The sequence below is a fragment of the Streptomyces sp. NPDC060027 genome (assembly GCF_042737005.1).
Taxonomy (GTDB): domain Bacteria; phylum Actinomycetota; class Actinomycetes; order Streptomycetales; family Streptomycetaceae; genus Streptomyces.
In genome coordinates this window covers 16,161-36,378 of sequence record NZ_JBHWVI010000068.1, presented here as the reverse complement: position 1 = coordinate 36,378, position 20,218 = coordinate 16,161, and the positions used below count along the sequence as shown (strand labels likewise).

At 71.4% G+C, this 20,218-nt stretch carries 18 protein-coding genes; 10 read left to right on the top strand and 8 right to left on the bottom strand.

Annotated elements, in window-relative coordinates:
- Window positions 1-136: 136 nt before the first annotated feature.
- Entirely contained in the window at window positions 137-484 is a 348-nt protein-coding gene (locus ACFWBT_RS19000) for a DUF1330 domain-containing protein (RefSeq protein ID WP_385701645.1), read from the bottom strand.
- A gap of 460 nt (window positions 485-944) precedes the next feature.
- Here ACFWBT_RS19000 and ACFWBT_RS18995 point away from each other — a divergent pair, with 460 nt between their 5' ends.
- Window positions 945-1,766, top strand: coding sequence for a maleylpyruvate isomerase family mycothiol-dependent enzyme (locus ACFWBT_RS18995; RefSeq protein ID WP_385701643.1), 822 nt, complete (start codon window positions 945-947; stop codon window positions 1,764-1,766).
- Between the two features lie 36 nt (window positions 1,767-1,802).
- On the opposite strand, the gene ACFWBT_RS18990 is transcribed toward ACFWBT_RS18995, so the two are convergent.
- Together ACFWBT_RS18990 and ACFWBT_RS18985 are read right to left on the bottom strand one after the other, a co-directional pair.
- On the bottom strand, window positions 1,803-3,677 hold the full coding sequence (locus ACFWBT_RS18990) for a glycoside hydrolase family 15 protein (protein ID WP_385701650.1): 1,875 nt from the start codon (window positions 3,675-3,677) through the stop codon (window positions 1,803-1,805).
- A 244-nt stretch (window positions 3,678-3,921) separates the two neighbouring features.
- Window positions 3,922-4,446, bottom strand: coding sequence for a hypothetical protein (locus ACFWBT_RS18985; RefSeq protein ID WP_385701640.1), 525 nt, complete (start codon window positions 4,444-4,446; stop codon window positions 3,922-3,924).
- A 231-nt stretch (window positions 4,447-4,677) separates the two neighbouring features.
- On the opposite strand from ACFWBT_RS18985, the gene ACFWBT_RS18980 reads away from it, so the two are divergent.
- Both ACFWBT_RS18980 and ACFWBT_RS18975 read left to right on the top strand, forming a co-directional pair.
- Entirely contained in the window at window positions 4,678-4,866 is a 189-nt protein-coding gene (locus ACFWBT_RS18980; RefSeq protein ID WP_385701638.1) for a hypothetical protein, read from the top strand.
- Window positions 4,863-5,963 carry a winged helix DNA-binding domain-containing protein gene (locus tag ACFWBT_RS18975; protein WP_385701636.1) on the top strand — a complete coding sequence of 367 codons (1,101 nt, stop codon included), beginning with the start codon at window positions 4,863-4,865 and terminating at the stop codon, window positions 5,961-5,963. Before ACFWBT_RS18980 ends, ACFWBT_RS18975 begins: the two co-directional genes overlap by 4 nt.
- A gap of 28 nt (window positions 5,964-5,991) precedes the next feature.
- On the opposite strand, the gene ACFWBT_RS18970 is transcribed toward ACFWBT_RS18975, so the two are convergent.
- Window positions 5,992-7,122: an NADAR family protein gene (locus ACFWBT_RS18970; protein ID WP_385701634.1), complete on the bottom strand. Its 1,131-nt coding sequence runs from the start codon at window positions 7,120-7,122 to the stop codon at window positions 5,992-5,994.
- Window positions 7,123-7,385: 263 nt separating this feature from the next.
- Between ACFWBT_RS18970 and ACFWBT_RS18965 the strand changes: the two genes are divergently transcribed.
- Window positions 7,386-10,028 (top strand): alpha-L-rhamnosidase C-terminal domain-containing protein, encoded by a 2,643-nt coding sequence (locus ACFWBT_RS18965; RefSeq protein ID WP_385701631.1) that lies wholly within the window; start codon window positions 7,386-7,388, stop codon window positions 10,026-10,028.
- Window positions 10,029-10,068: 40 nt separating this feature from the next.
- Here ACFWBT_RS18965 and ACFWBT_RS18960 read toward each other — a convergent pair whose 3' ends face one another.
- Window positions 10,069-10,485: an ATP-binding protein gene (locus tag ACFWBT_RS18960; RefSeq protein WP_385701629.1), complete on the bottom strand. Its 417-nt coding sequence runs from the start codon at window positions 10,483-10,485 to the stop codon at window positions 10,069-10,071.
- 410 nt (window positions 10,486-10,895) lie between these two features.
- Here ACFWBT_RS18960 and ACFWBT_RS18955 point away from each other — a divergent pair, with 410 nt between their 5' ends.
- Window positions 10,896-11,552: a hypothetical protein gene (locus ACFWBT_RS18955; protein ID WP_385701627.1), complete on the top strand. Its 657-nt coding sequence runs from the start codon at window positions 10,896-10,898 to the stop codon at window positions 11,550-11,552.
- 499 nt (window positions 11,553-12,051) lie between these two features.
- On the opposite strand, the gene ACFWBT_RS18950 is transcribed toward ACFWBT_RS18955, so the two are convergent.
- Complete coding sequence (locus ACFWBT_RS18950) at window positions 12,052-12,543, bottom strand: FBP domain-containing protein (RefSeq protein ID WP_385701624.1); 492 nt, start codon at window positions 12,541-12,543, stop codon at window positions 12,052-12,054.
- 71 nt (window positions 12,544-12,614) lie between these two features.
- On the opposite strand from ACFWBT_RS18950, the gene ACFWBT_RS18945 reads away from it, so the two are divergent.
- Window positions 12,615-13,184: a TetR/AcrR family transcriptional regulator gene (locus ACFWBT_RS18945; protein ID WP_385701621.1), complete on the top strand. Its 570-nt coding sequence runs from the start codon at window positions 12,615-12,617 to the stop codon at window positions 13,182-13,184.
- Window positions 13,185-13,389: 205 nt separating this feature from the next.
- On the opposite strand, the gene ACFWBT_RS18940 is transcribed toward ACFWBT_RS18945, so the two are convergent.
- Complete coding sequence (locus ACFWBT_RS18940; protein ID WP_385701618.1) at window positions 13,390-14,130, bottom strand: flavodoxin family protein; 741 nt, start codon at window positions 14,128-14,130, stop codon at window positions 13,390-13,392.
- A 220-nt stretch (window positions 14,131-14,350) separates the two neighbouring features.
- Here ACFWBT_RS18940 and ACFWBT_RS18935 point away from each other — a divergent pair, with 220 nt between their 5' ends.
- Window positions 14,351-15,058: a hypothetical protein gene (locus ACFWBT_RS18935; protein ID WP_385701615.1), complete on the top strand. Its 708-nt coding sequence runs from the start codon at window positions 14,351-14,353 to the stop codon at window positions 15,056-15,058.
- Window positions 15,059-15,136: 78 nt separating this feature from the next.
- Entirely contained in the window at window positions 15,137-16,000 is an 864-nt protein-coding gene (locus tag ACFWBT_RS18930; protein WP_385701647.1) for an oxidoreductase, read from the top strand.
- Between the two features lie 298 nt (window positions 16,001-16,298).
- Here the strand turns inward: ACFWBT_RS18930 and ACFWBT_RS18925 are convergent, their stop codons facing one another.
- The gene (locus ACFWBT_RS18925; RefSeq protein WP_385701613.1) at window positions 16,299-17,483 is read right to left on the bottom strand and encodes a hypothetical protein; all 1,185 of its coding nucleotides are present in this window, start codon (window positions 17,481-17,483) and stop codon (window positions 16,299-16,301) included.
- Window positions 17,484-17,867: 384 nt separating this feature from the next.
- Here ACFWBT_RS18925 and ACFWBT_RS18920 point away from each other — a divergent pair, with 384 nt between their 5' ends.
- Together ACFWBT_RS18920 and ACFWBT_RS18915 are read left to right on the top strand one after the other, a co-directional pair.
- Window positions 17,868-19,511, top strand: a complete 1,644-nt coding sequence (locus ACFWBT_RS18920) for a protein kinase (RefSeq protein WP_385701610.1) — start codon at window positions 17,868-17,870, stop codon at window positions 19,509-19,511.
- Complete coding sequence (locus ACFWBT_RS18915; RefSeq protein WP_385701607.1) at window positions 19,508-20,200, top strand: hypothetical protein; 693 nt, start codon at window positions 19,508-19,510, stop codon at window positions 20,198-20,200. The genes ACFWBT_RS18920 and ACFWBT_RS18915 overlap by 4 nt, the downstream gene beginning before the upstream one ends.
- Window positions 20,201-20,218 lie beyond the last annotated feature (18 nt).

The following is a 20,218-nucleotide window of genomic DNA, read 5'->3' as shown; positions in this document are numbered from 1 at the left end:
GGCTCGGGTGACGCCGCCCCCTCAGCGCGTACACCCGAGGTCGGCGCGGAACACACAAGGCACATCACAAAGCGCACAACTCGCAACTCGCAACTCGCAGCGGGCAACGGGCAACGGGCAACGGGCAACGGGAGTGCTACTCGACCGGCAGCGCGTCCCGCATCGCCCTCGCGGTGGACGCCGGGTCGTAGCCCTCGGGGACTCCGGGGACCAGGATGATGTCCCCCGCGATGTGCCGCGAGCGGAGGGGGGCGATCTCCCGGTAGGCGGGCGAGTCCCACCACGCACGCGCCTCGGCGATCGCGGGAAAGCCGATCACCACGACATGGCCGGGCCAGCTGCCCTCCATCACCTCATGCTGCGTGGCATGCACGAGGAAGCGGCCACCGTACGGCTCGAAGGTGGCGCCGATGCGCTCGACGTACTCGGCGATCTCCGGGTGCGGCGCGGCTTCCCTCAGATGGGCGATGGCGTACGCGGTCATGACATCCTCCGGCGGTCGGGGCTCCGTACACGAACGACCTTGGCAGCCGCGCGCACCGGAGTCGATTACCCAAGAGGTAACCGGCGCCCTCGGCGGGATCGGGCGCCCGGGATCCGGCGGCCCGCTCGGGACAGCCGTGGAAACCCCCGACCCAGCACCTGGGGCTGCTGCCGGGCGAGTCCCAGCAGGTCACGCTGTCCTGGCCGACCGCCGCGCTCCCCTCCGGTCGTCCCTCACCGCGAGGGGAGGCGTTCAACGGCCCTCCGCCGTCGGCCCCTTCCTGGCACGAATGCCCGTTTTACCCCCGAAACCCCGCCCTCGACGTGCGTTCTCGCTGCTCAGGGGCTTGTCGCTGCCACGGTTGCCTGGTCTTCTGTACGCCGGTGATCGATGGCGCGTCGCCTCACCACGGTCTGTCCGCGGCCCGTGGTGAGGGGAGGCCGGCGGGAAAGGCGACAACGTGGACTCAGTGGCTGGGCAGGACATCCGGAGGGGACTGCCCGAAGGGCTGGGTGCGGCGATACGCGGGACCGCCGAGGACATCGCCGCGCTGCTGGGGCCCGATGCCGACATGGAGCTCCGGATTCCCGGGGCGGAGTGGAGTGTCGGAGAGGCGGCGGCGCATCTGGCCGTGGCCAACGAGCTCATGGCGGAGCTCGCGGCAGGACAGGCGCGCCCCTACGGGGACGGCACACCGCAGGGCCTCGCCGAGGCCAATGAGCGGTCGCTGGCGGAGTTCGGGGAGCGGGCGGCCGAACCGCTGGCGGCGATGATCGTCCGGCACGCCGATGCCTGTGTGAAGGCGTTGGAGGAAGGGGCGGCGGAGGACCCCGTCGTCACTCCGCTGGGCCCCATGAGCCCGCAGGAGCTGGGGTCGTATCTGCTCACGCACATGCTCGGCCACGGCTACGATCTCGCCCGCGCGCTGGGCCGGGCGCACATGATCGACCGGGTCCGGGTCGGGCTGACCCTGCCGTTCATGCTCACGGCGATGCCCCGGGTGACCGATCCGCTCCGCACGGCCGGGATGAACGCCCGCTACGACATCCGGCTGTGGGGCGGCGGCCGGTTCGGCGTGACCCTGGCCGACGGCGTCCTGTCCGTCGACCGGCAGCCACCGGCCGGGCCGGACTGCACCATCCTCATCGAGCCGGTCACCTTCCTCCTGATGGGACTCGGCCGCCAGGGACAGGCGGGCCCCATCGCCCGCGGCCGCATCCTCGTCTGGGGCCGCAGGCCCTGGCTCGCTCCCCGCTTCCCGGGCCTCTTCACCGCGCCCTGAGGAAGCGGATCGTTCCCGGCGGCAGGCCCGAAAGGGTCAGCCGAGCCTGCGGTCGAGGTTGAAGGCGGCGCTGATCAGGGCGAGATGGGTGAAGGCCTGGGGGAAGTTGCCGCACTGTTCCCCGGTGTGGCCGATCTCCTCCGCGTACAGGCCGAGGTGGTTGGCGTACGTGAGCATCTTCTCGAAGGCGAGGCGGGCCTCGTCGAGGCGGCCCGCGCGGGTGAGGGCCTCGACGTACCAGAAGGAGCAGATCGAGAAGGTGCCTTCCTCGCCCTTGAGGCCGTCGGGGCTCGCCTGCGGGTCGTAGCGGTAGACCAGGGAGTCGGACACCAGGTCCTCGCCCAGGGCGTCGAGGGTGGCGATCCATCTCGGGTCGGTCGGGGAGATGAACTTGCCGAGCGGCATCATCAGCAGCGACGCGTCGAGGATGTCGCTGTTCTCGGTCTGGGTGAAGGCGTTGCGTCGGGGGGACCAGCCCTGGCTCATGATCCGCCGGTAGATCGTGTCGCGGACGGCGCCCCAGCGGATGACGTCGGCGGGCAGGCCACGGTGCCGGGCCAGCCGCATGGCGCGTTCGATGGCCACCCAGCACATGAGGCGGGAGTAGAGGAAGGGCTTGCGGCCTCCGCGGGTCTCCCACACTCCCTCGTCGGGCTGGTCCCAGTTGTCGCACACCCAGTCGACGAGCTGGCTCACGGTGTCCCAGTGGGCGCTGGAGAGAGGCTGCCCCCACTTGTCGTAGAGGTAGAGGCAATCGACCAGGGCGCCGTAGATGTCCAGCTGAAGCTGGCCGACGGCGCCGTTGCCGATGCGTACGGGAGCGGATCCGCGATAGCCCTCGAGGTGGGTCAGTTCGCGTTCGGGCAGGTCACGGCGACCGTCGATGCCGTACATGATCTGCAGCGGACCGTCCGGGCCGACGCGCTCGGGTATGTCGCTCTGGACGTGCTCGGCGAGGAAGCCCATGAAGGCCTCGGCCTCGTCGGTGAAGCCGAGACGCAGCAGCGCGTACACGCAGAACGCGGCGTCACGGATCCACACATAGCGGTAGTCCCAGTTGCGCTCGCCGCCGATCCGTTCGGGCAGGCTGGTGGTCGGCGCGGCGATGATGGCGCCGGTGGGGGCGTACGTGAGCAGCTTCAGCGTGAGGGCGGACCGGTGCACCATCTCCCGCCAGCGGCCCCGGTACCGCGACTGGGACAGCCAGCGCCGCCAGTAGCGCACGGTCGCGTTGAATTCCCTCTCGGCCTCGGTCACGGCGCAGAAGCGCGGGCCCACCTCGTCGTCGATCTGGTCAAGGGTGAAGACCGCGGTCTCCCCCTCGTGCAGTTTGAACAGCGACCACACGTCGTGTCCCGCGGTCTCGATCGGCACCGTGGACGTCAGGGCCAGTCTCAGCACGGACGAGGTGAAGACCGCCTGGCCGGAGTCCACGCGCACGGTGTGCGGGACCGTCCCGTACTCGAACCGGGGGGCGACTCGCGCGCGAAAAGGCAGGGTTCCGCGGACGCACACCACGCGGCGGATCAGCCGGTGCCGGTCGGCCTCGCGCGAGTCGTCCTCGACCGGCATGAAGTCCTGGATCTCACCGACCCCGTCGTCCGCGAAGAACCGGGTGATCAGCACATTGGTGTCGGGAAAGTAGAACTGTTTCGTGCGCGCCGGGACATCGGCGGCCAGTTCGAAGCAGCCACCGCGGTCGGCGTCCAGGATCGAGGCGAAGACGCTGGGCGCGTCGAAGCGCGGGCAGCAGTACCAGTCGATGGTGCCGTCCGTGCCGACCAGGGCCGCGCTGCGCAGATCGCCGATCAGACCGTGGTCGGCGATGGGCAGGTAGCGGGGAGTGTCCGCGCCACGCGGGCCGCCGGGCGCGCCACGGGCCCCGTCGTACGCGCCGGACCCCGGAGTCATGTCAGCCATACCGGCCTCCTCTGGGCTGTCGCCCGAGCCTCCCCCTCGGCTCCAGGCTAACGAGTCATCCGGACTCGGGGGCGCTCGCGCATCCCGGCTCCCGCGACCCGACCCCTCGTACGACGCGTACCCGGACCGCCACCGGCGGCAGGGGCGGGCGAGCGGGGCACGTCGTACTCGCCGCGGAGCCGTGCCGTGTACGGCCATGGGCCACGCGGCCGTGCGGTCATGCCGTCAGATGCCGTCAGTGCTTGAGGACGACCTTGGCGGCCACGATGATCAGTCCGAGAGCCAGGTTCACGAAGCCCTCGGCGACGACCAGGCCGCGGGAGGCACCCGCGCGGGCGGCTCCCAGGCACGCCCACATGACCTGCTGGGCCACCGCGATACCCAGGGCGATCCACAGGCCCGTGTTCACGCTCATGTCGAACACGGCGCTGAGGGCCACGGCGGCGGCGGGAAGGGTGGCGGCCTCGACGATGGACCACTCGTGGGTACCGATCCGGCGGATCTCCCGCCAGGACCAGACCTGACCGACCACGCGCTCCCCCGCGATCTGTGCGTAGACGTGGGTCGCCCAGAAGACCAGGCCGGTGACCACCAGCAGCACGACCGCTTCGAGCCGTGGGTACTCCCCTCCCGCCCCGGCCGTGGCCACCACGGACGCGGCCAGGATCGAGCCGTAGATGGCGCCCGCATAGTCGGTTCGATGGCCTGTCGACGGGTCCGCACGATCCCCACGCTCGGGGGGCACGCTGGAGCGACTCACCAACTCACCATAGGGGGAGCGCCACGGCCGCGCCCCGCGAGTGCGCCGTCCGGGTCGCCGCGTGGGCGGGCTCGGACACGCGCCGACACACATGGCACGAGAGCTCCGGCACGGCTCCGGCCCCGCACCGCCCTGTCCTGCCCCGCCCCGAGTAGCGGACACCTCCTGACCTCCATCCCTGCGACGGTGATCTCGTACAGACAGCCCGCCCGACGGAAGGACCCGATCACCGTGCACGCCCCGACCGCAGTTCCCTCGCCGCCCGATGGGGAACGGGCCGACCACGCCGACGGCAGCGGTCACCGGCGCGGCGCGACGGCCGCGCCGCGGGCCGACCTGTCCGCCCCGGAGACCGGCCCCTCCGGGCGCCCTTCCGGACAGTCGCGCACCCGTGACCAGCGCCGCGCGGTGACCCGATGACCGTTCTCGGCAATCGGGCGCTCAACCGGGCGACGCTCGCCCGTCAACTGCTGCTCGACCGCGCGGACGTACCGGTCCTCGACGCCGTCGCGCACCTGTGCGGCCTGCAGGCCCAGGAACCGCAGGAACCCTTCGTCGGACTCTGGTCACGACTGCGCGCGTTCGACCCGGCGGTCCTGGACGACCTGCTGATCCGGCGCGACGTGGTGCGGACCCACCTCATGCGCCGCACGGTGCACCTCCTCGCCGCCGACGACGTCCTCGGCTGGCGAGCCCGCCACGACGCCATGCTGCGCCAGAAGGTGCTCGGGACCTACCGCCGCGAGCTCGACGGCGTCGATCTCGACGAACTGGCCGCGGCGGGGCGGGCGTTGATGGCCGACGGCGAGGCGCGCTCGGCGGCCGACATGGTGCGCGCACTGGCCACGCGCTGGCCCGCGCCGGGACGGCGGGCACTCGGCGAGATGCTGGTCGCCGCACTCGTACCGGTCGCGCAGACACCGCCCCGCGGACTGTGGCGCACCAAGGCGGGTGTGCGCAACGTGCTCCTCTCCTCCTGGCTGGGCCGGGGCGTGGAACCGCCCGCCCCCGACGGCTCCGACCCGGTAGGCCAGGCCCTGGTCCGCCGGTACCTGGCCGCTTTCGGTCCCGCCACCTCCTCCGACCTGCGCGCCTGGTGCGGCCTCGCCGGGCTGCCGGCCGCGGTGGCCGCCGTACGGGAGGAACTGGTGACCTTCCGCGACGAGGCGGGCCGGGAACTGCTGGACCTCCCCGACGCGCCGCGCCCCGATCCGGGCACACCCGCCCCGGTGCGGTTCCTGCCGGCGTTCGACAACGCGATCCTCGGCTACCAGGACCGCGCCAGGATCGTCGACACCGCCCACCGCGGGCTCTCGGTCGCGGGCGAGCGCGTGGTGCTGCTCGACGGCCGGGTCGCCGCGACCTGGAAGGCCGAGGCGGACACCGTGGTCGTCACCCCGCTGCGCTCCTTGTCCCCAGCCGAACGGTCCGCCGTCGCCGAACAGGGCCAGGAACTCTCGTCGTTCCTCTCCGGCCGGGACAGCGACCGCGTACGCGTCGTGGCTGCTCCGGGGTAGGGCACGGCAGACGGCCTTCGGGCCGAGGTCAGGCGGACCGGGTCGGCCCGATGCCGGCCGCTTCGGCGGCGAGTTCGCCGCGGATCAGTTCCAGGAGCCGTCCGGCCCAGTTCCGTCCGCGCTGCCCGCCCTCGCTCCAGTAGAACGAGTCGGCGGTGGAGTAGAGGATCTTGGCGTCCCCCGTGCCGAGCAGAAGCTCCGCGAGCGCGGGATGCTGGGCGTACTTGGCCCGCATCAGCTCTGCCATCACGGCGAGCCGGGCCTGTCCCCAGCCCTGGCGCGGGGGAGCCGTCTCTGCCGCCCGCCTGGCCGCGTAGTTGTTCTCGGCGGCGAGCACGGCCTGCCGCCGGGTCTCGTCGTCGGTGGACAGGGCCAGATAGGCGCGCTCGACGTCGGGGTACCCGACGCCTCGCACCTGGATGGGACACGGGTACTCGTTCCGCAGCGCGAGCAGGCCGGGGTCGCCCGGCCAGCCCTTCGGGAAGACCGTGTGCGCGAGCCTGACGGCGGGGGCAACGGGCTCGGCAGGTCCGAAGATCTCGGTCCTGGCCTCCTGTTCGGTGCGGAGTTCACCGTGCCGGGCGAAGTAGGCGAGCGCCGAGGCGTGCGTCTTCTCGGTGACCGCCTCGCCGCCGCGCGGCATGCGGCCGCCGACGCCGACCGCCAGCACTTGAAGAGGCCAGTCCTTGTTGTCCATGTCGCCGAGCGCGTAGTGGCGCAGGTGTTCGGGGATGGCCAGGTAGGCGTCGAGCAGATGCCGTCGGCGCTCCTCCGTCGGATCGGCGAGGTAGGTGTCGGCCGCCTCCCGGCATCGTTCGGTCGAGTCGGGGCGGCCGTTCAGTTCGTCGATGGTGTCCCGGACCTCGCCGACAAGCATCTCCGGGGTGACCCACGACTGCGGCTCATCGAATTTCCATGAGGCGACGTGGTGAATCGATGCCCTGGCTCCCTGTTCGAGCGTGGTGGCGACCCATCCGGAGCGGAGCTTCTCCTCGAATTCGGTCATGCCGACGAGTCCCCAGCAGTCGATCAGGCCGTCGGCGTAGACGATCAGGTCGGTGAGGTAGTAGTCGCTGCCGTTGCGAATGAAGGCGTGCCGCGTGGTGCCGGGTATCTGCTCGCCGTCGACGTGCCTGTACGTGGGGTGCTGGGCTGACATGCCGCCAGCTTAGGGCGGTGATCACGTAGGTGTCGGCGGTCCGACCGGACCGCCGGACCGCCGGGCCGACCGGACCGCCGGGCTCGCCCTCGGCTCCGACAGAGCCCCGGCTGCCGGCACGGGCCGGCTCCTCTTCGAGGCCGGAGGGCATCGATCCGCGCAAGCGCGCCCGGCACAATGTCTGTACGACGCCTGCGTCCTGAGATAGCGTCACCTCGCCCACCACGATTGAATCGTTTCAATCCGCTGAGGAACGAGGCGCCATGCCGTTGAACAGCACTCCCGAGAACGCCCCGCGGCCGGGTCTCCCCCGGCGAGCGGTCGTCGCCGCCGGGGCCGGTGCCCTGGCCCTGACCGCCGCGGGCCTCCCCGTCGCGGGGACCGCCTTCGCCGCCGCGAGATCGGCGGGTACGGCGACCCCGTCGCCGGCACCCCGTCCCGGAAAGGACTGGCAGCGCTATGTGCAGGCCCCGGCCTCCCGCGCGGTGCGGCCCGTGCGCGTCATCGATTCCACCGGTGATGTCCGCAGTCCCGAGGGCCTGTTGAAGTCCGGCGGTACCCGGACCGTGCTGCGGCGCCCCGAGCCCACGCCGGCCCCGCGCTGGCCCGAGGGCACCGTGGCCGAGGCCTCCTCGGCGCATGCCGGCAACAACGGCAACGACGGACAGCCGCGCACCTACGACGCCAAGAACGCCATCGACGGCGATCCGGAGTCGTTCTGGAACGACGACACGCTGGGCGCGTTTCCCGACACGCTCACCATCACCCTGCCCGCGTCGCGGGAGCTGTCGGGCATCACGATCGTCTCCAACAGCGACGGCGTGCCTACCGACTTCGTGGTCGACGTGTGGCGGGACGACGCGTGGCAGACGGCCGCCACGGTCGAGGACAACGATGTCATCCAGCGGGCCGTGCCGTTCACGGCCAAGCTCTCCACCACCGGGGTCCGGATCACGGTGACGGGCGTCCAGGACACTCCGCGCGGGGCCTTCACCCGGGTCAACGAGGTGTGGCCCGAGCCTGTCGCGCCGGTGGTGGCACCGAGTGTCACGGTGGACTTCGGCAAGGTCGTCGTGGGATTCCCGCGCGTCCGGTTCACCTCCGCGTCGGACAACTCCCCCGGTGTGCGGCTCGCGTTCTCCGAGACCAAGCAGTTCCTGACCGACCGCTCCGACTTCACCCGCTCCGACCAGTCCGGCGGCGCGGGCCGGGGAACCGACCAGTTCGCGGTACCGGCCGCGGGCGCGGACTGGACCGACCACAAGGGTTTCCAGGCGGGCGACAAGGTCTACGCGGACGGACTGCACGGCTTCCGCTATCTCAGGATCACACTCGACGCCCTGGCGAGCGACGCGCCCGCCGCGCGGCCGTGGGGAACGGTCGAGATCGACTCCGTCGGCCTCGACTTCAGCGCCTACCTGGGCACGCCGAGCACCTACCGGGGATGGTTCCTGTGCTCCGACGACGACCTCAATCGGTACTGGTACGGAGCCTCGTACACCAACGAGCTGGTCACGGACACCTTCCGTCAGGACGACGTCGACCCGCGCAACGCCTGGAGCCCCTCGCTCGAAGGCAAGTTGGTGCTGCACGACGGACCCAAGCGCGACCGGGACCCGTATGTCGGTGACCTGGCCGTGTCGGCGCGCACGCTCTATCTGACACATGACGACACGGCCGCGGCAGCGCGCAACGTGCTGGCAGACCTGGCCGACCATCAACGCGCCGACGGATGGATCCCACCGGCGTCGATCGCCGGCTACACCCTTCCCTTGTTCGACTATCCGCTGTGGTGGGTCACCTGCAGTTGGGACTACGTGCTCTACACGGGAGACCGCTCCTACGCGAGCCGCTACTACCCGAACCTGCTGAAGGTGCTCGACACCTGGTATCCGAGTGTCACCGACAGCGCCGGCCTGCTCAGCAAGGGACTCAACGGCACGGGGGGATACGGCGACTACGCCTTCCTGGACCGCACCGGACGCGTCACCTACTACAACGCCAACTATGTCCAGGCCCTCAACGACGCGGCCCGGCTGGCGCGTTGGATGGGCCATGAGGGTGACGCGGAGCGCTGGAGCCGACGGGCCGCATCGGTGAAGGACGCCATCAACACGCATCTGTGGGACGAGGCGGCCGGCGCCTATCTCGACTCGGCGACGGGGCCGGTCAGACACGCGCAGGACGGCAACGCGATCGCCATCACCGCGGGTGTCGCCGGGAGCGAGCGCGCCGCCTCGGCCCTCGCCCATCTGGACGCCACCACACAACGGCCTTACGGCAACGCGTTCATGGACAATGACACCCTCTTCGGCGATGCCTCACAGCGTGTGTACGCCTTCACCTCGTACCCCGAGATCGTGGCACGCTTCGAGTCCGGGCGGGCGGAGTCCGCGGTCGACCAGATCCGGCGCACCTACGGCTGGATGGACAGCCACGACCCCGGCATCACGCACTGGGAGGGCATCGGTCCCGGCGGGTCGCTGTACGAGGGCGCCTACACCAGCATGGCGCACGGCTGGTCCACAGGCGTTCTCCCCGCGCTGACACATCAACTGCTCGGCGCCCTGCCGACATCCCCCGGCTACGCCACATGGGAAGTGCGGCCGCATCCCGGTGGCATCGCCTGGGCCCAGGGACAACTACCCACACCTCAAGGTCCGTTGGAAGTGAAGTGGGAGAACTCCGCGAAGGCCTTCGAGTTGACCGTGCGGGTGCCCGCGGGAACCCGGGGCGCGGTCGTGTTCCCCATGGACAGTCGTGATGTGACGGTCCGAAGGGGCGGGCGCCTGCTCTGGGACGGTCGACGGGCGTCCGGCCGCGGCGTTCGGGTCACCGACAGCCGGCTCACTGTCTCCGGCTTGCGCGCGGGCACCCACAACTTCTCCGCCGTTCGGCGCGACTGAGGAACGTCGCGTCGCGGGGAAGCGGGCGCGGGGCCGACGCTCAGTCGGCCTCGCGCTGTCGTGTGCCGGTCGGGCGGAAGCACGCCGTGACGGTTTTCCCGTGCCGCTGGCACTTCATGGCCCACTCGTCGGCGAGCATCCGCACAATGCCGACCCCACGGCCGGACACCGCGCCCGGCTCCGGATCACGCTGGAGCGGCAGGGTGGAGTCCTCGTCGTGGACACTCACGTGAAGACAGTCGCCGTCCCAGGTGAGAATGAGGTGCGCGTCGCTACGGGCGTGAACATGAGCGTTGGTGAGCAGTTCGGACACCGTCAACACGACGGCGTCCACCGTCTCGGGTTCCTCGGCCGTCCACGGCAGGGACTCCAACTGCGCGCGGGTCCAGCGCCGGCCCGCGCTCACACCCCCGGAGACCGGGAACGAGTGTGCCCAGCCCATCGCCTTGACCGCCATCGCCCGACCTCGCTCCCGTTTCCTGCACCGGTGCCGCTCTCGTACTGGCCCTGTACCCGCAAGTCGCCCACACAGTCGGCGCAGCCTGCAACGGGCCCGGGAGATCGCGGCGACAGTCCGTGGAGACTTGATGGACGCTCCTGGACGGACGCTCCATCGGTGAGACGCTGCGGAGCCCCGAAGACACCTCGGGAGCGAACTTCGCGCCACACCTCACGCTCCCCTTTGGGGCGAACCATCACGCGAAGGGAACAACAGGCCAACACTGTCCGTACTATCTGTAAGCCGGGGCGTACGCATCAAGTGCGGCTGCCCATCCCTGCAGCCCGGTCCACGGGAACAAGCCCCGCCCTCCGGCGGCTTCATGGTGTGTTCATGCGGCGGCCGCGCACCGAAGAGAGGTCTCCATCGTGCCCGACACCAAGACTCCCACCGAACTGACATCGCACTACACCGCTCAAGTGGTCGGCGACCTCGAGCGCAACGCCAAGGAACAGGAGCGCATCGGCTCGGAGATCGACGCGCTGCAGGAGCAGTTGACCGCTCTGCGGCAGGACCACGCCGTCCTCACCAACCTGCACCAGGCGCTGGGTGCCACGAGCGCTCTCACCGAGACCGCGCCCGAGCCCACCGTGGTGCCCTCGGTCCCCCAGCAGAAGACCCCCGGCACCTCCACCAAGGCAGCCAAGGCCGCCGACGGCAAGCGAACTCGGACCAAGAAGGCCGACGCCGTGAAGGACGCGCCCGCCCGGACGCCCGCCGCCAAGAAGCCCGCGGTCAAGGACACATCGGCTCAGCCCACGCTCATCGAGCTCATCCGCCGCTACCTCACGGAACAGAACGAACCGCGCTCCGCCGCCGAGGTTTCCACGGCGCTCGGCCAGACCCACCCCGACCGCCGCATCCAGACCAACGTCGTCCGCACCACGCTCGAGAACCTCGTGGCCAAGAGCCACGCCCATCGTGCCAAGCAGGGCAGCTCCGTGTTCTACACGACGACCGATGCCGCGGAGCCGACTGCGCCCGCGCCGAGCGCGGAACAGCCGACGGAGAAGGTCAGCCACTGAACCCGGTCATCCTCGGTGCACACACCGGACTTGGACACCCATGTCGACCGCGTCGACGGGACAGAACTGTGCTCGGGACGGCCGTCACCGACTCCGGCGCGGCTCCACACCGGACACCTTGATGTGCCCACTCCCGGAGTCGGGCTCAGGCCGACTGCCGAACCCGGGCGGCCCGTTCGAGACGAGGGCGTGAGGGCGGCCGGTTCGAGACGAGGGTGTGAGCACGGTCCGTTCGGCATGAGCCTGTGAGGGCGGTCCGTTCGGCATGAGTCTGTGAGGCGGCAGCAGCCGTCCCGGACCCCTGGTGCTCGCCGTGACGGCGCGCGCCGCGCGTGCCGGTCTCGCCGTTGGGGCGCCCGGTCACCGGGCTCCCGACGGGGTCCATGGGTGCGAGGCTCTCGGTCTGCGGCCCTGGCCCGGGGCCGCACCGAGATCCGGCTTCGGCAGGCGGGCATGCCGTGACCTCGGATTTCGCGCCCCTGACACCCCGGGCGATCGCTCAGGTTGTCACCTTGGCGACGAACGCCGCCAGGTTCGCCACGGTCCGCTGGATCTTCTCCTCCAGGGTCAGTGACTCGTGGAGCCGCCCTCCCGCGCCCGCGTCCTTCTTTCCCCGTACGTACAGCGAGCAGGCCAGGTCGCTGCACAGGTAGGTGCCGACGGAGTTGCCCTGCTGTCCGGCCTTCCCCGCCTTGGGCGCGACCATGAGGGAGACGCCGCCGGTGTGGGTGGTCACGCACATGGAGCACATGCTGCGCCGCATGTGCCCCGCGATCGAGTTGGGGCAGCGCAGCACGAGGGCCTTCGGGCCGCCGTCCAGCTCGGCCACGATGTACGCGCGTTCGGGTGACTGAGGGTCTCGCCAGCCCAGGTAGTCCAGGTCGTCCCAGGGCCGGTCGGCCAGATCGCGCGGGACGGAGAGGCGCTTCGCCTCGCCCTTGGTGCAGTTCACGAACGCGGTACGGATCTCTTGCTCGGTCAACGGCTTCATATGGCTCACGGTAATTTGCCTAAAAGTATTAGGCAAATGCATAATCAGTTACGCCAAGAGAGAGGAAGGGCATGGTTCGCGCGGGACTGAACGCCGAGCGCCTGACGCGGGCGGGCGCAGAGCTGGCCGATGAGGTCGGCTTCGATCAGGCGACCGTCTCGGCACTGGCCAGACGGTTCGACGTCAAGGTCGCGAGTCTGTACTCGCACCTGAAGAGCTCCCAGGACCTCAAGACGCGGATCGCCCTGCTCGCTCTGGACGAGCTCGCCGAGAGGGGTGCCGCCGCACTGGCCGGGCGGGCCGGCAAGGACGCCTTGACCGCCTTCGCGAACGTCTACCGCGACTACGCCAGGGAGCACCCCGGCCGCTATGCCGCCGCGCAGCTGAGGCTGGACGCCGAGACGGCTGCCGCGAGCGCCGGTGTCAAGCACGCGCAGATGATGCGGGCGATCCTGCGGGGCTACGACCTGGAGGAACCGGACCAGACCCATGCCGTCCGGATGCTGGGCAGCGTGTTCCACGGCTATGTGAGCCTGGAGGCGGGCGGAGGGTTCAGCCACAGCGCCCCCGACTCGCAGGAGAGCTGGACCCGCGTCCTGGACGCCCTCGACACCCTGCTGCGGAACTGGCCCGCTCCCTGACCGACACCTCGGCCGAGGGGACACCGACCGTCCGTAGCCCCTTCATGGGTCGGGTGCCGGACACCGCCGACTCCGCCGGTGTCCGGCACGGAAGGTTCCGCCGTGCTCCCAGAAGACATCGTGCATGACACCGCGCACCGCTACACGCTGCGGACCGCGGTCATCGGCGCCCGGCTGCTGGACCGGCCCGCGCGGAGTCTGTGGCTCAGCGGTAGTCCGGGTTCGGCGCGTCGAGACGGCAGCCCGCGTCCCACTCCGAACGCTGGTTGCCGTGGGCCGGGATGCCGCCGGCCCGCTTCAGCAGAGCCGCCACATGCATCAGGTTCCAGGTCATGAAGGTGGTGTTGCGGTTGGTGAAGTCGTTCTCGGGACCGCCCGAACCGGGGTCGAGATACGACGGACCGGGTCCCGCCGGACCGATCCAGCCGGCGTCGGCCTGCGGCGGGACGGTGTAACCGAGGTGCTGGAGGCTGTAGAGGATGTTCATCGCGCAGTGCTTCACGCCGTCCTCGTTGCCGGTGATCAGACAGCCGCCGACGCGCCCGTAATAGGCGTACTGACCGGCGGAGTTGAGCAGCCCTGAGCCGCTGTAGAGGCGTTCGACGACCTGCTTGGTGACGGAGCTGTTGTCACCCAGCCAGATCGGCCCGGCGATCACCAGGATGTCGGCGGCCATCACCCGCTCCTGAAGGGCCGGCCAGGCGTCCGTGGCGAAGCCGTGTTCGGTCATGTCCGGGTAGACGCCCGGCGCGATGTCGTGGTCGACGGCGCGGATGACCTCGGTCGCGACTCCCCGCCCTTCCATGATCGCCCTGCTCTTGTCGACCAGTCCCTGGGTGTGGCTCTGCTGGGGCGTCGGTTTGAGGGTGCAGTTGATGAACAGCGCGCGCAGATCGTCGAAGCGATACGCGTCGTCGGCTGCCGAGGGCGACGCTGACTCGGTCATGGGGACTCCTTCGTGCGGGGCTGCGACAGTGAGGGGGGCCGGGATGCGTCGGCGCCCCGGCCGCGCTTCCGGTCGATTGCTCGGGAGCAGCGTCTCCCGCGCACCCCGGCTTGTCCCCGAACGACGCACGGGCACACGTGACGTGCCGAGGCTTTGTGCGCCATCGACCCATGGAGCGCGATCGGGCAACCCCGGGTCCGGAAACGGCATCTGACCCGGTATGGCGACGACACCTCACCCCTTCCTCGGCTCCGTCGGGCGGGCCGGCTTCATCGGCTCCGTCGGGCGGGCCCGCGCGCTCGGTCTCGTCGTAGGAGCGTGCCTGGCCGCGTCCGCGTGCGGTTCCACGGGCGACTCCGCCAGGCCGTCGGCGGCGACGTCCGTGTCCGCGCCCGGACACCGGCAGGCGTACGACTCCGGATTCGCCGTGGGCAGGCGGCTGTTCGAGGACGGCGGCAAGGGCGGCGCGGTACGGGAGGTGAACGGCGGGTGCGTCCACCGCTCCCTCACCGCGAAGCCCGCGTCGGTGGTGGACCTGGACCGGGGAGCCTGGGTGCTGGGCTGCAAGCAGGGCACCGGAACCAGCGCCCCCCACCCGCCGAGCGGTCCGGTCACCCGGCGTGAACCGGACGCGGACCTGCTGCACCGCTTCGGGAGCTGGGCGCGCGAGAACGAGGCCGCCGACTCCGCCCGCCACCTCACCCGGGTCACGCTGGTCCACCTCGACGCGGGCGAGTACGACGTCGAGCTCACCACCACCTGCACCGCGAGAGCCGACGGGGCCGGCGCGCGCCGCCTGGCCCGCGACTTCGTGCTCTGGTGGGACGGCGACGACGGTACGGAAACGGCCTGGAACCTCCTCGTCACCGACACCGAAGGGCAGCGCCTCACCACCCGCGGCCTGCACTCCCGGAAGGAATCATCGTGACCACCGCGGGCCGGCCGGCGGCACACCCGGATCAATGTTCGGCACTCCGGACGAATCCCGCCTAGGGTGTTCGCCGTGATGACTGAACGGTGGGCACTGGGCGGCGACTTGAGTGTCGCGCGCATCGGATACGGCACGATGAAGCTGACCGGTTGGCCGAGGGGCGGCCGACCGGACCGGGAGACCGCGCTGGGCATTCTGCGCCGTGCCGTGGAACTCGGGGTGAACCACATCGACACCTCGTACTACTACGCACGTGACGGGGTGTCGGCGAACGAGCTGATCCGGGAGGCCCTGCACCCGTATCCGGACGACCTGGTGATCGTGACCAAGGTGGGCGCGCTCGTCGAGGGCTCCGACATCGGCCTGCCGGCGGCGGAGAAGACGGGCCTCACCGCCGACAACCTGCGTCGTGGCATCGAGGGGAACCTCCGCTCGCTCGGTCTGGACCGGCTGGACGTGGTGAATCTCCGGCTGGGCGACCTCGACCGGTCCCTGACGCCGTCCCTGGCCGAGCCGCTGGAAACCCTGCTGGCGCTGCGCGACGAGGGCCTGATCCGGCAGCTGGGCATCTCCAACGTCACCCTCGACGAGTTCGCCGAAGCCCGCAAGATCGCGCCGATCTCCTGCGTCCAGAACCTCTACAACCTGTCCCGGCGCGACGACGACCCCCTCGTCGACGCCTGCGCGGAGGCCGGCATCGCCTACGTCCCGTTCTTCCCGGTCGGCGGCTTCCAGCCGGTCACCGCCGAGCACCTGGACGCCGTCGCCGCCCGCCACAAGGCGACCGTGCCCCAGGTCGCCCTGGCCTGGCTGCTGGCCCGGTCACCGAACATCCTCCCCATCCCCGGCACCGGCTCCCTGGCCCATCTGGAGGAGAACATCGCTGCCGGTGGACTCGAACTGACGGCCGAGGACATCGCCGAACTGGGTCAGGACTGACGGCCGAGCGGCGATCCCGCCCATCGCGCGCCGGCGTTCACCGGCGTCCAGGTGCATCCACAGGGCGGTCGCGGAAACCGGCCGGACCCGGCGACGGTCGACCTGGTCGGGTGCCGGGGTCCGGGCGCAGAGGGGCGCCCGCCCTGGAGGGGGGCTCGCCGGTTGTGGAGGGGTGTGTCGGCATGGGGGGTGCGCAGGTGCCGTCAAGGACCTCTGCCACTCTGAAGGGGTCGTTCATTCGTCCATCCTGAGGCTTGCCAGGCGCATATGCGCGGCGACCGGTGCGCAGCAGGACGCGTCAGCTGCCGAGGAGCGTTTCCAGGCGGGCGATGGACCAGGCCGCCTCCTGGGAGCCGACCTGTGCGTTCAGATGCCGCGCCCGAAGCAGCGCGTCATGGGCCTCGGTCCGCTGCCCGGCCTCGGCGTGCAGGCGGGCGCGGGCCACCCAGGTCAGCAGGATGGGCCGCTCCTCGTAGGCGGCCCGTTCCTCCATCGAGACCTGAAGAGCGGTCCACGCCGCGTCGTGTCTGCCGAGGCGGCGGAGCACACATGCCCGCCGGAAGTGCAGCGCGGCCGGCCGGTAGCTGCCGAAGGGGCCCAGGTTCTCGGCCGGCGCCCCGGCCAGCAGGCGCAGCGCGATGTCCAGCCAGTCCATCGCCTGGGACTGGTCCCCGATCACGGCACTGGTCTCCGCGGCCTGGACGGCGACGTAGGCCCGTACGCCGGCCGGGGTCCGCCGGGAGACGTACAGCGCGTGCTGCACATGGGTGGCGGCCAGGGCCGTCAGCCCTCGGGTCAGGGCGTACTCGCCCTGGAGTCGCAGGGCGATGGCCTCGGCGGCGGCGTCCCCCGCACGCGCCGCCAGCGCGGCCGCGCGCTCCAGGATGTGCTGGGCCTCGAAGAACCGGCGCATGTCGGTGCAGGCGCGGGCCAGCAGGACGAGGGTGCGCGCCGCGTGGGCCAGTTCCGGGGCGGACACCGAGGACGGAGGGACGTCCCCGGTCGCGCCCAGGACGGTGCCACGCAGATAGGCCGAGAGGACGGGCCGGGTCGACCGGCCGCCCTGCGCGTCCCCTTGCAGGGCGAAGAAGCGCTCAGCGCACGCGAAGGCGATCTCCCTGGCGGACACGGCCGTCGCGGGTCGCGGGAGGGTGGGGGTCCGCTGCGCCGGGACGCGCGGGTCCGTCGCCGACGCGACGTCCGGCGCCATGGCGCGGCCTCGGCCGGAAGCACCCGCCGCGGCGTCCATGCCCACGTCCCGGCGGTCCACGGTCCGGCCCAGGCGGCGGGTGAACACCTCGCACAACAGGTCCGGGACGGGTTCACGGGCGCGGGTTCCGCGGACCCAGTGCGCGATGGAGGTCCGGTCGTAGGTCATGGGCCTGCCCTGGGCACGCCCCAGGGCGTTGACCCGCCGGGCCAGCGCCTCGTAGGTCAGGGCCGCTTCGTCGATCAGCGCCTTGAGTGACTCGTTGTGCCTCATGCGATGTCCCACTCCTCTTGGCTGGGCCGGCTCAGGGAAGCCGCGTCACCGAGTCAACCGGGAGACGGGCCCGGTGGTTTCGGCCCGGCCGAGCCCCGCACCCTCCCGCACCTGTCCCGACAGGGCCCGGCTCGCAGACCCGGTGGGTACCCGCGTTCCCCGCCGACGTCGAGGAGACGGCATGTGTACAGGAGGATGCCGCGGCGAAAGGGCTCCCGCTGCGTGGGCCGCGGCGGGATCGTGCGACGCGGCTGCCGAGGGCCGGGCGGTCCGCTCCCCCGTGCCCTGCAACCGAAGGGGCCGGAATCGTGTCTCACAGCACACGGCTGGGAGCGCGAGGGGATCGGGATGCCTCATGTGCCCCACGTCTTGGGGAGATGGGTCATGAACACTTGGGCGGTACCGGGCTACACCGAGTCCCGCGAGCTCGGTTCGGGGGCGAGCGGACGCGTCGCGCTGGCCGTTCACGAGCAGACCGGTCTTCCGGTCGCGGTCAAGTACCTCAGTGAGTCGCTGCGCACCCGTCCGGGCTTCGTGCGGGAGTTCCGCGCGGAGGCCCGGCTGCTCGGCGGCCTGCGGAGCGAGCACGTGGCCGGCCTGTACGAGTACGTGGAGGGGCCGGAGGGCGCGGCCATCGTGATGGAGCTGGTGGACGGCGTCTGTCTACGGGCCCTGCTCGCCAAGGACGCTCCCCTGGCCCCGGAAGCCGCTCTCGTCCTCCTCAAGGGCTCCCTCCTCGGCCTCGCCGACGCCCACCGCCTCGGCGTGGTCCACCGTGACTACAAGCCGGAGAACGTCCTCGTCCGCCCCGACGGCACGTCGAAGCTGGTCGACTTCGGGATCGCCGCCGCCGACGGCACCACCGCGGGCATCGCGGGCACCCCGTCGTACATGGCTCCCGAGCAGTGGACCGGCGCCCCCGCCTCTCCGGCCGCCGATGTGTACGCCGCGACCGCGACGTTCTTCGAGTGCCTGACCGGGCGCAAGCCCTACACGGGCGAGAACCTAGCCGAACTCGCGCTCCAGCACGTGGACGGAGCCATTCCCGCCGACGAGGTCCCCGAGCCGGTGCGCTCCCTCGTCCACCGCGGTCTGGCCAAGTCGCCCGAGGAACGGCCCGCCCATGCCGAGGACTTCGTGGCGGAGCTCGAGGCCACGGCCGGCGGCGCGTACGGGCCGGACTGGGAGGAGCGCGGGCACGGACGGCTCGCGACGCTCGTGGCGCTGTCCCTGCTGCTGCTTCCCTCCGCTCCCTCCGTTCCGCGCCGTGCCACGGACACGGCACGGACGGTCCTCGGCGGGACACCGGACCGGCTCCGGGCCTGGCGGCCGAGCCTGCGCTCGCTGCTGGTGTCGGGGGCCGCGCTCGTCGCCGCCCTCCTCCTGACGTACGGCATCGACCGGCACGCTCCGGACTTCGGCGCGCCACGACAGGCCGCGCAGGCGCTCGCCACCACCAGCGCGCAGCCGACCGGCCCGAACGGCCCCACGGCGACGGCGGACCCCGACTCCCCGACGCCGTCCTCGTCGTCGTCCGTCTCGGCTCCGCCCACTCCCTCGGGCTCGGCCGGCGAATCGACCGCGGAACCTCCCGTGTCGGCGTCCGCGTCCGCCACCGCGTCCGCCACCGTCGCGGGCACGACACCACCGGCCACGCCGACGGCCGAGCCCCCCACGACGTCCCCGTCGCCGACCGTCCCCGTCAACGTCAAGGCCGTCGCGTTCAGCGGCTTCCGGCAGACGGGCACGGCGACCGCGGCGGCGACGGTCACCGTCACCACCGACGGAACCGGACCGGTCACCCTCACGGTCGCGTGGTTCACCGGCGAGGTCAGCGGTCAGACCGGGACCCAGGACGGTGCGACCGAGACGTTCCGGCGCAGTGGATCGACCCAGTACACCCTTGCCCTCGACCACACGTTCCAGGGAACGGGCTGCTATTGGGGCGTCCAGGCCAGGACCCAGCCGGCCTCCGCCGACGGCGGCGCGTGGCAGCAGCTCCTCACCCGGCGGTGCACCCTCCGATGAACGAACGCCCCGGCGCTCCAGGCGCCCACTCCGCCGACGACGACTACAGCGCGACCGCGCTGGCCAGCCACTGGATCCAGCGGCCGGACTCGCCGGACACCCTCCCCCTCCCGGACTCCCCCGACACCCTTCTCCTCGGCGGGAACACGGCGACCGAGGTGCTGTCGGGGCCCGCGGCCCAGGACACACCGCCCGACCGGGTCGAGGGCACGCTGCTGCGCTTCGGCCCCGGCGTGAACGCCGACACCGTACGCCGTGTCACCCAAGCTCCTCCTCCGGTGGTGGTCCCGGTACGCCGCCGGACCTGGCGCAGACACGCGCTGCCCGGCGTGGTGCTCCTGGCCGTCCTCGCCTTTCTCCTCTGGCACCGTCCCGGCCCGTCCATCGACGTGGACGGCGTCGCGGTCTCCACCGCGTCGTCCTCCCCCGGGTGCGACGAGACCGCGGATGTCGTGGCCGTGGTCACCACCAACGGCAGGCCGGGAACCCTCGCGTACCGCTGGGTCCGCAGTGACGGCACGTTCTCGAAGGTCCTGCACGAAGACCTGACGCGCGGTCAGAAGCGGGCGCGGCTGCACCTGTTGTGGACGTTCCAGGGCAAGGGCACGTACGGAGCACGCGCCGAGCTGCGTCTGCTCTCGCCCGAGCGGCGCACGGTCTCGACGCGGATCGCCTACCACTGCGGGTGACGCGGGCGGGCCGCGTCA

Bases quoted from the DNA above. Each gene is read 5' to 3' on its own strand.
- ACFWBT_RS18925 (WP_385701613.1), bottom strand. From the start codon at position 17,483: ATGAGGCACAACGAGTCACTCAAGGCGCTGATCGACGAAGCGGCCCTG.
- ACFWBT_RS18960 (WP_385701629.1), bottom strand. From the start codon at position 10,485: ATGGCGGTCAAGGCGATGGGCTGGGCACACTCGTTCCCGGTCTCCGGG.
- ACFWBT_RS18930 (WP_385701647.1), top strand. From the start codon at position 15,137: ATGACTGAACGGTGGGCACTGGGCGGCGACTTGAGTGTCGCGCGCATC.
- ACFWBT_RS19000 (WP_385701645.1), bottom strand. From the start codon at position 484: ATGACCGCGTACGCCATCGCCCATCTGAGGGAAGCCGCGCCGCACCCG.
- ACFWBT_RS18945 (WP_385701621.1), top strand. From the start codon at position 12,615: ATGGTTCGCGCGGGACTGAACGCCGAGCGCCTGACGCGGGCGGGCGCA.
- ACFWBT_RS18950 (WP_385701624.1), bottom strand. From the start codon at position 12,543: ATGAAGCCGTTGACCGAGCAAGAGATCCGTACCGCGTTCGTGAACTGC.
- ACFWBT_RS18915 (WP_385701607.1), top strand. From the start codon at position 19,508: ATGAACGAACGCCCCGGCGCTCCAGGCGCCCACTCCGCCGACGACGAC.
- ACFWBT_RS18990 (WP_385701650.1), bottom strand. From the start codon at position 3,677: ATGACTCCGGGGTCCGGCGCGTACGACGGGGCCCGTGGCGCGCCCGGC.
- ACFWBT_RS18975 (WP_385701636.1), top strand. From the start codon at position 4,863: ATGACCGTTCTCGGCAATCGGGCGCTCAACCGGGCGACGCTCGCCCGT.
- ACFWBT_RS18920 (WP_385701610.1), top strand. From the start codon at position 17,868: ATGAACACTTGGGCGGTACCGGGCTACACCGAGTCCCGCGAGCTCGGT.
- ACFWBT_RS18965 (WP_385701631.1), top strand. From the start codon at position 7,386: ATGCCGTTGAACAGCACTCCCGAGAACGCCCCGCGGCCGGGTCTCCCC.
- ACFWBT_RS18935 (WP_385701615.1), top strand. From the start codon at position 14,351: ATGGCGACGACACCTCACCCCTTCCTCGGCTCCGTCGGGCGGGCCGGC.
- ACFWBT_RS18940 (WP_385701618.1), bottom strand. From the start codon at position 14,130: ATGACCGAGTCAGCGTCGCCCTCGGCAGCCGACGACGCGTATCGCTTC.
- ACFWBT_RS18970 (WP_385701634.1), bottom strand. From the start codon at position 7,122: ATGTCAGCCCAGCACCCCACGTACAGGCACGTCGACGGCGAGCAGATA.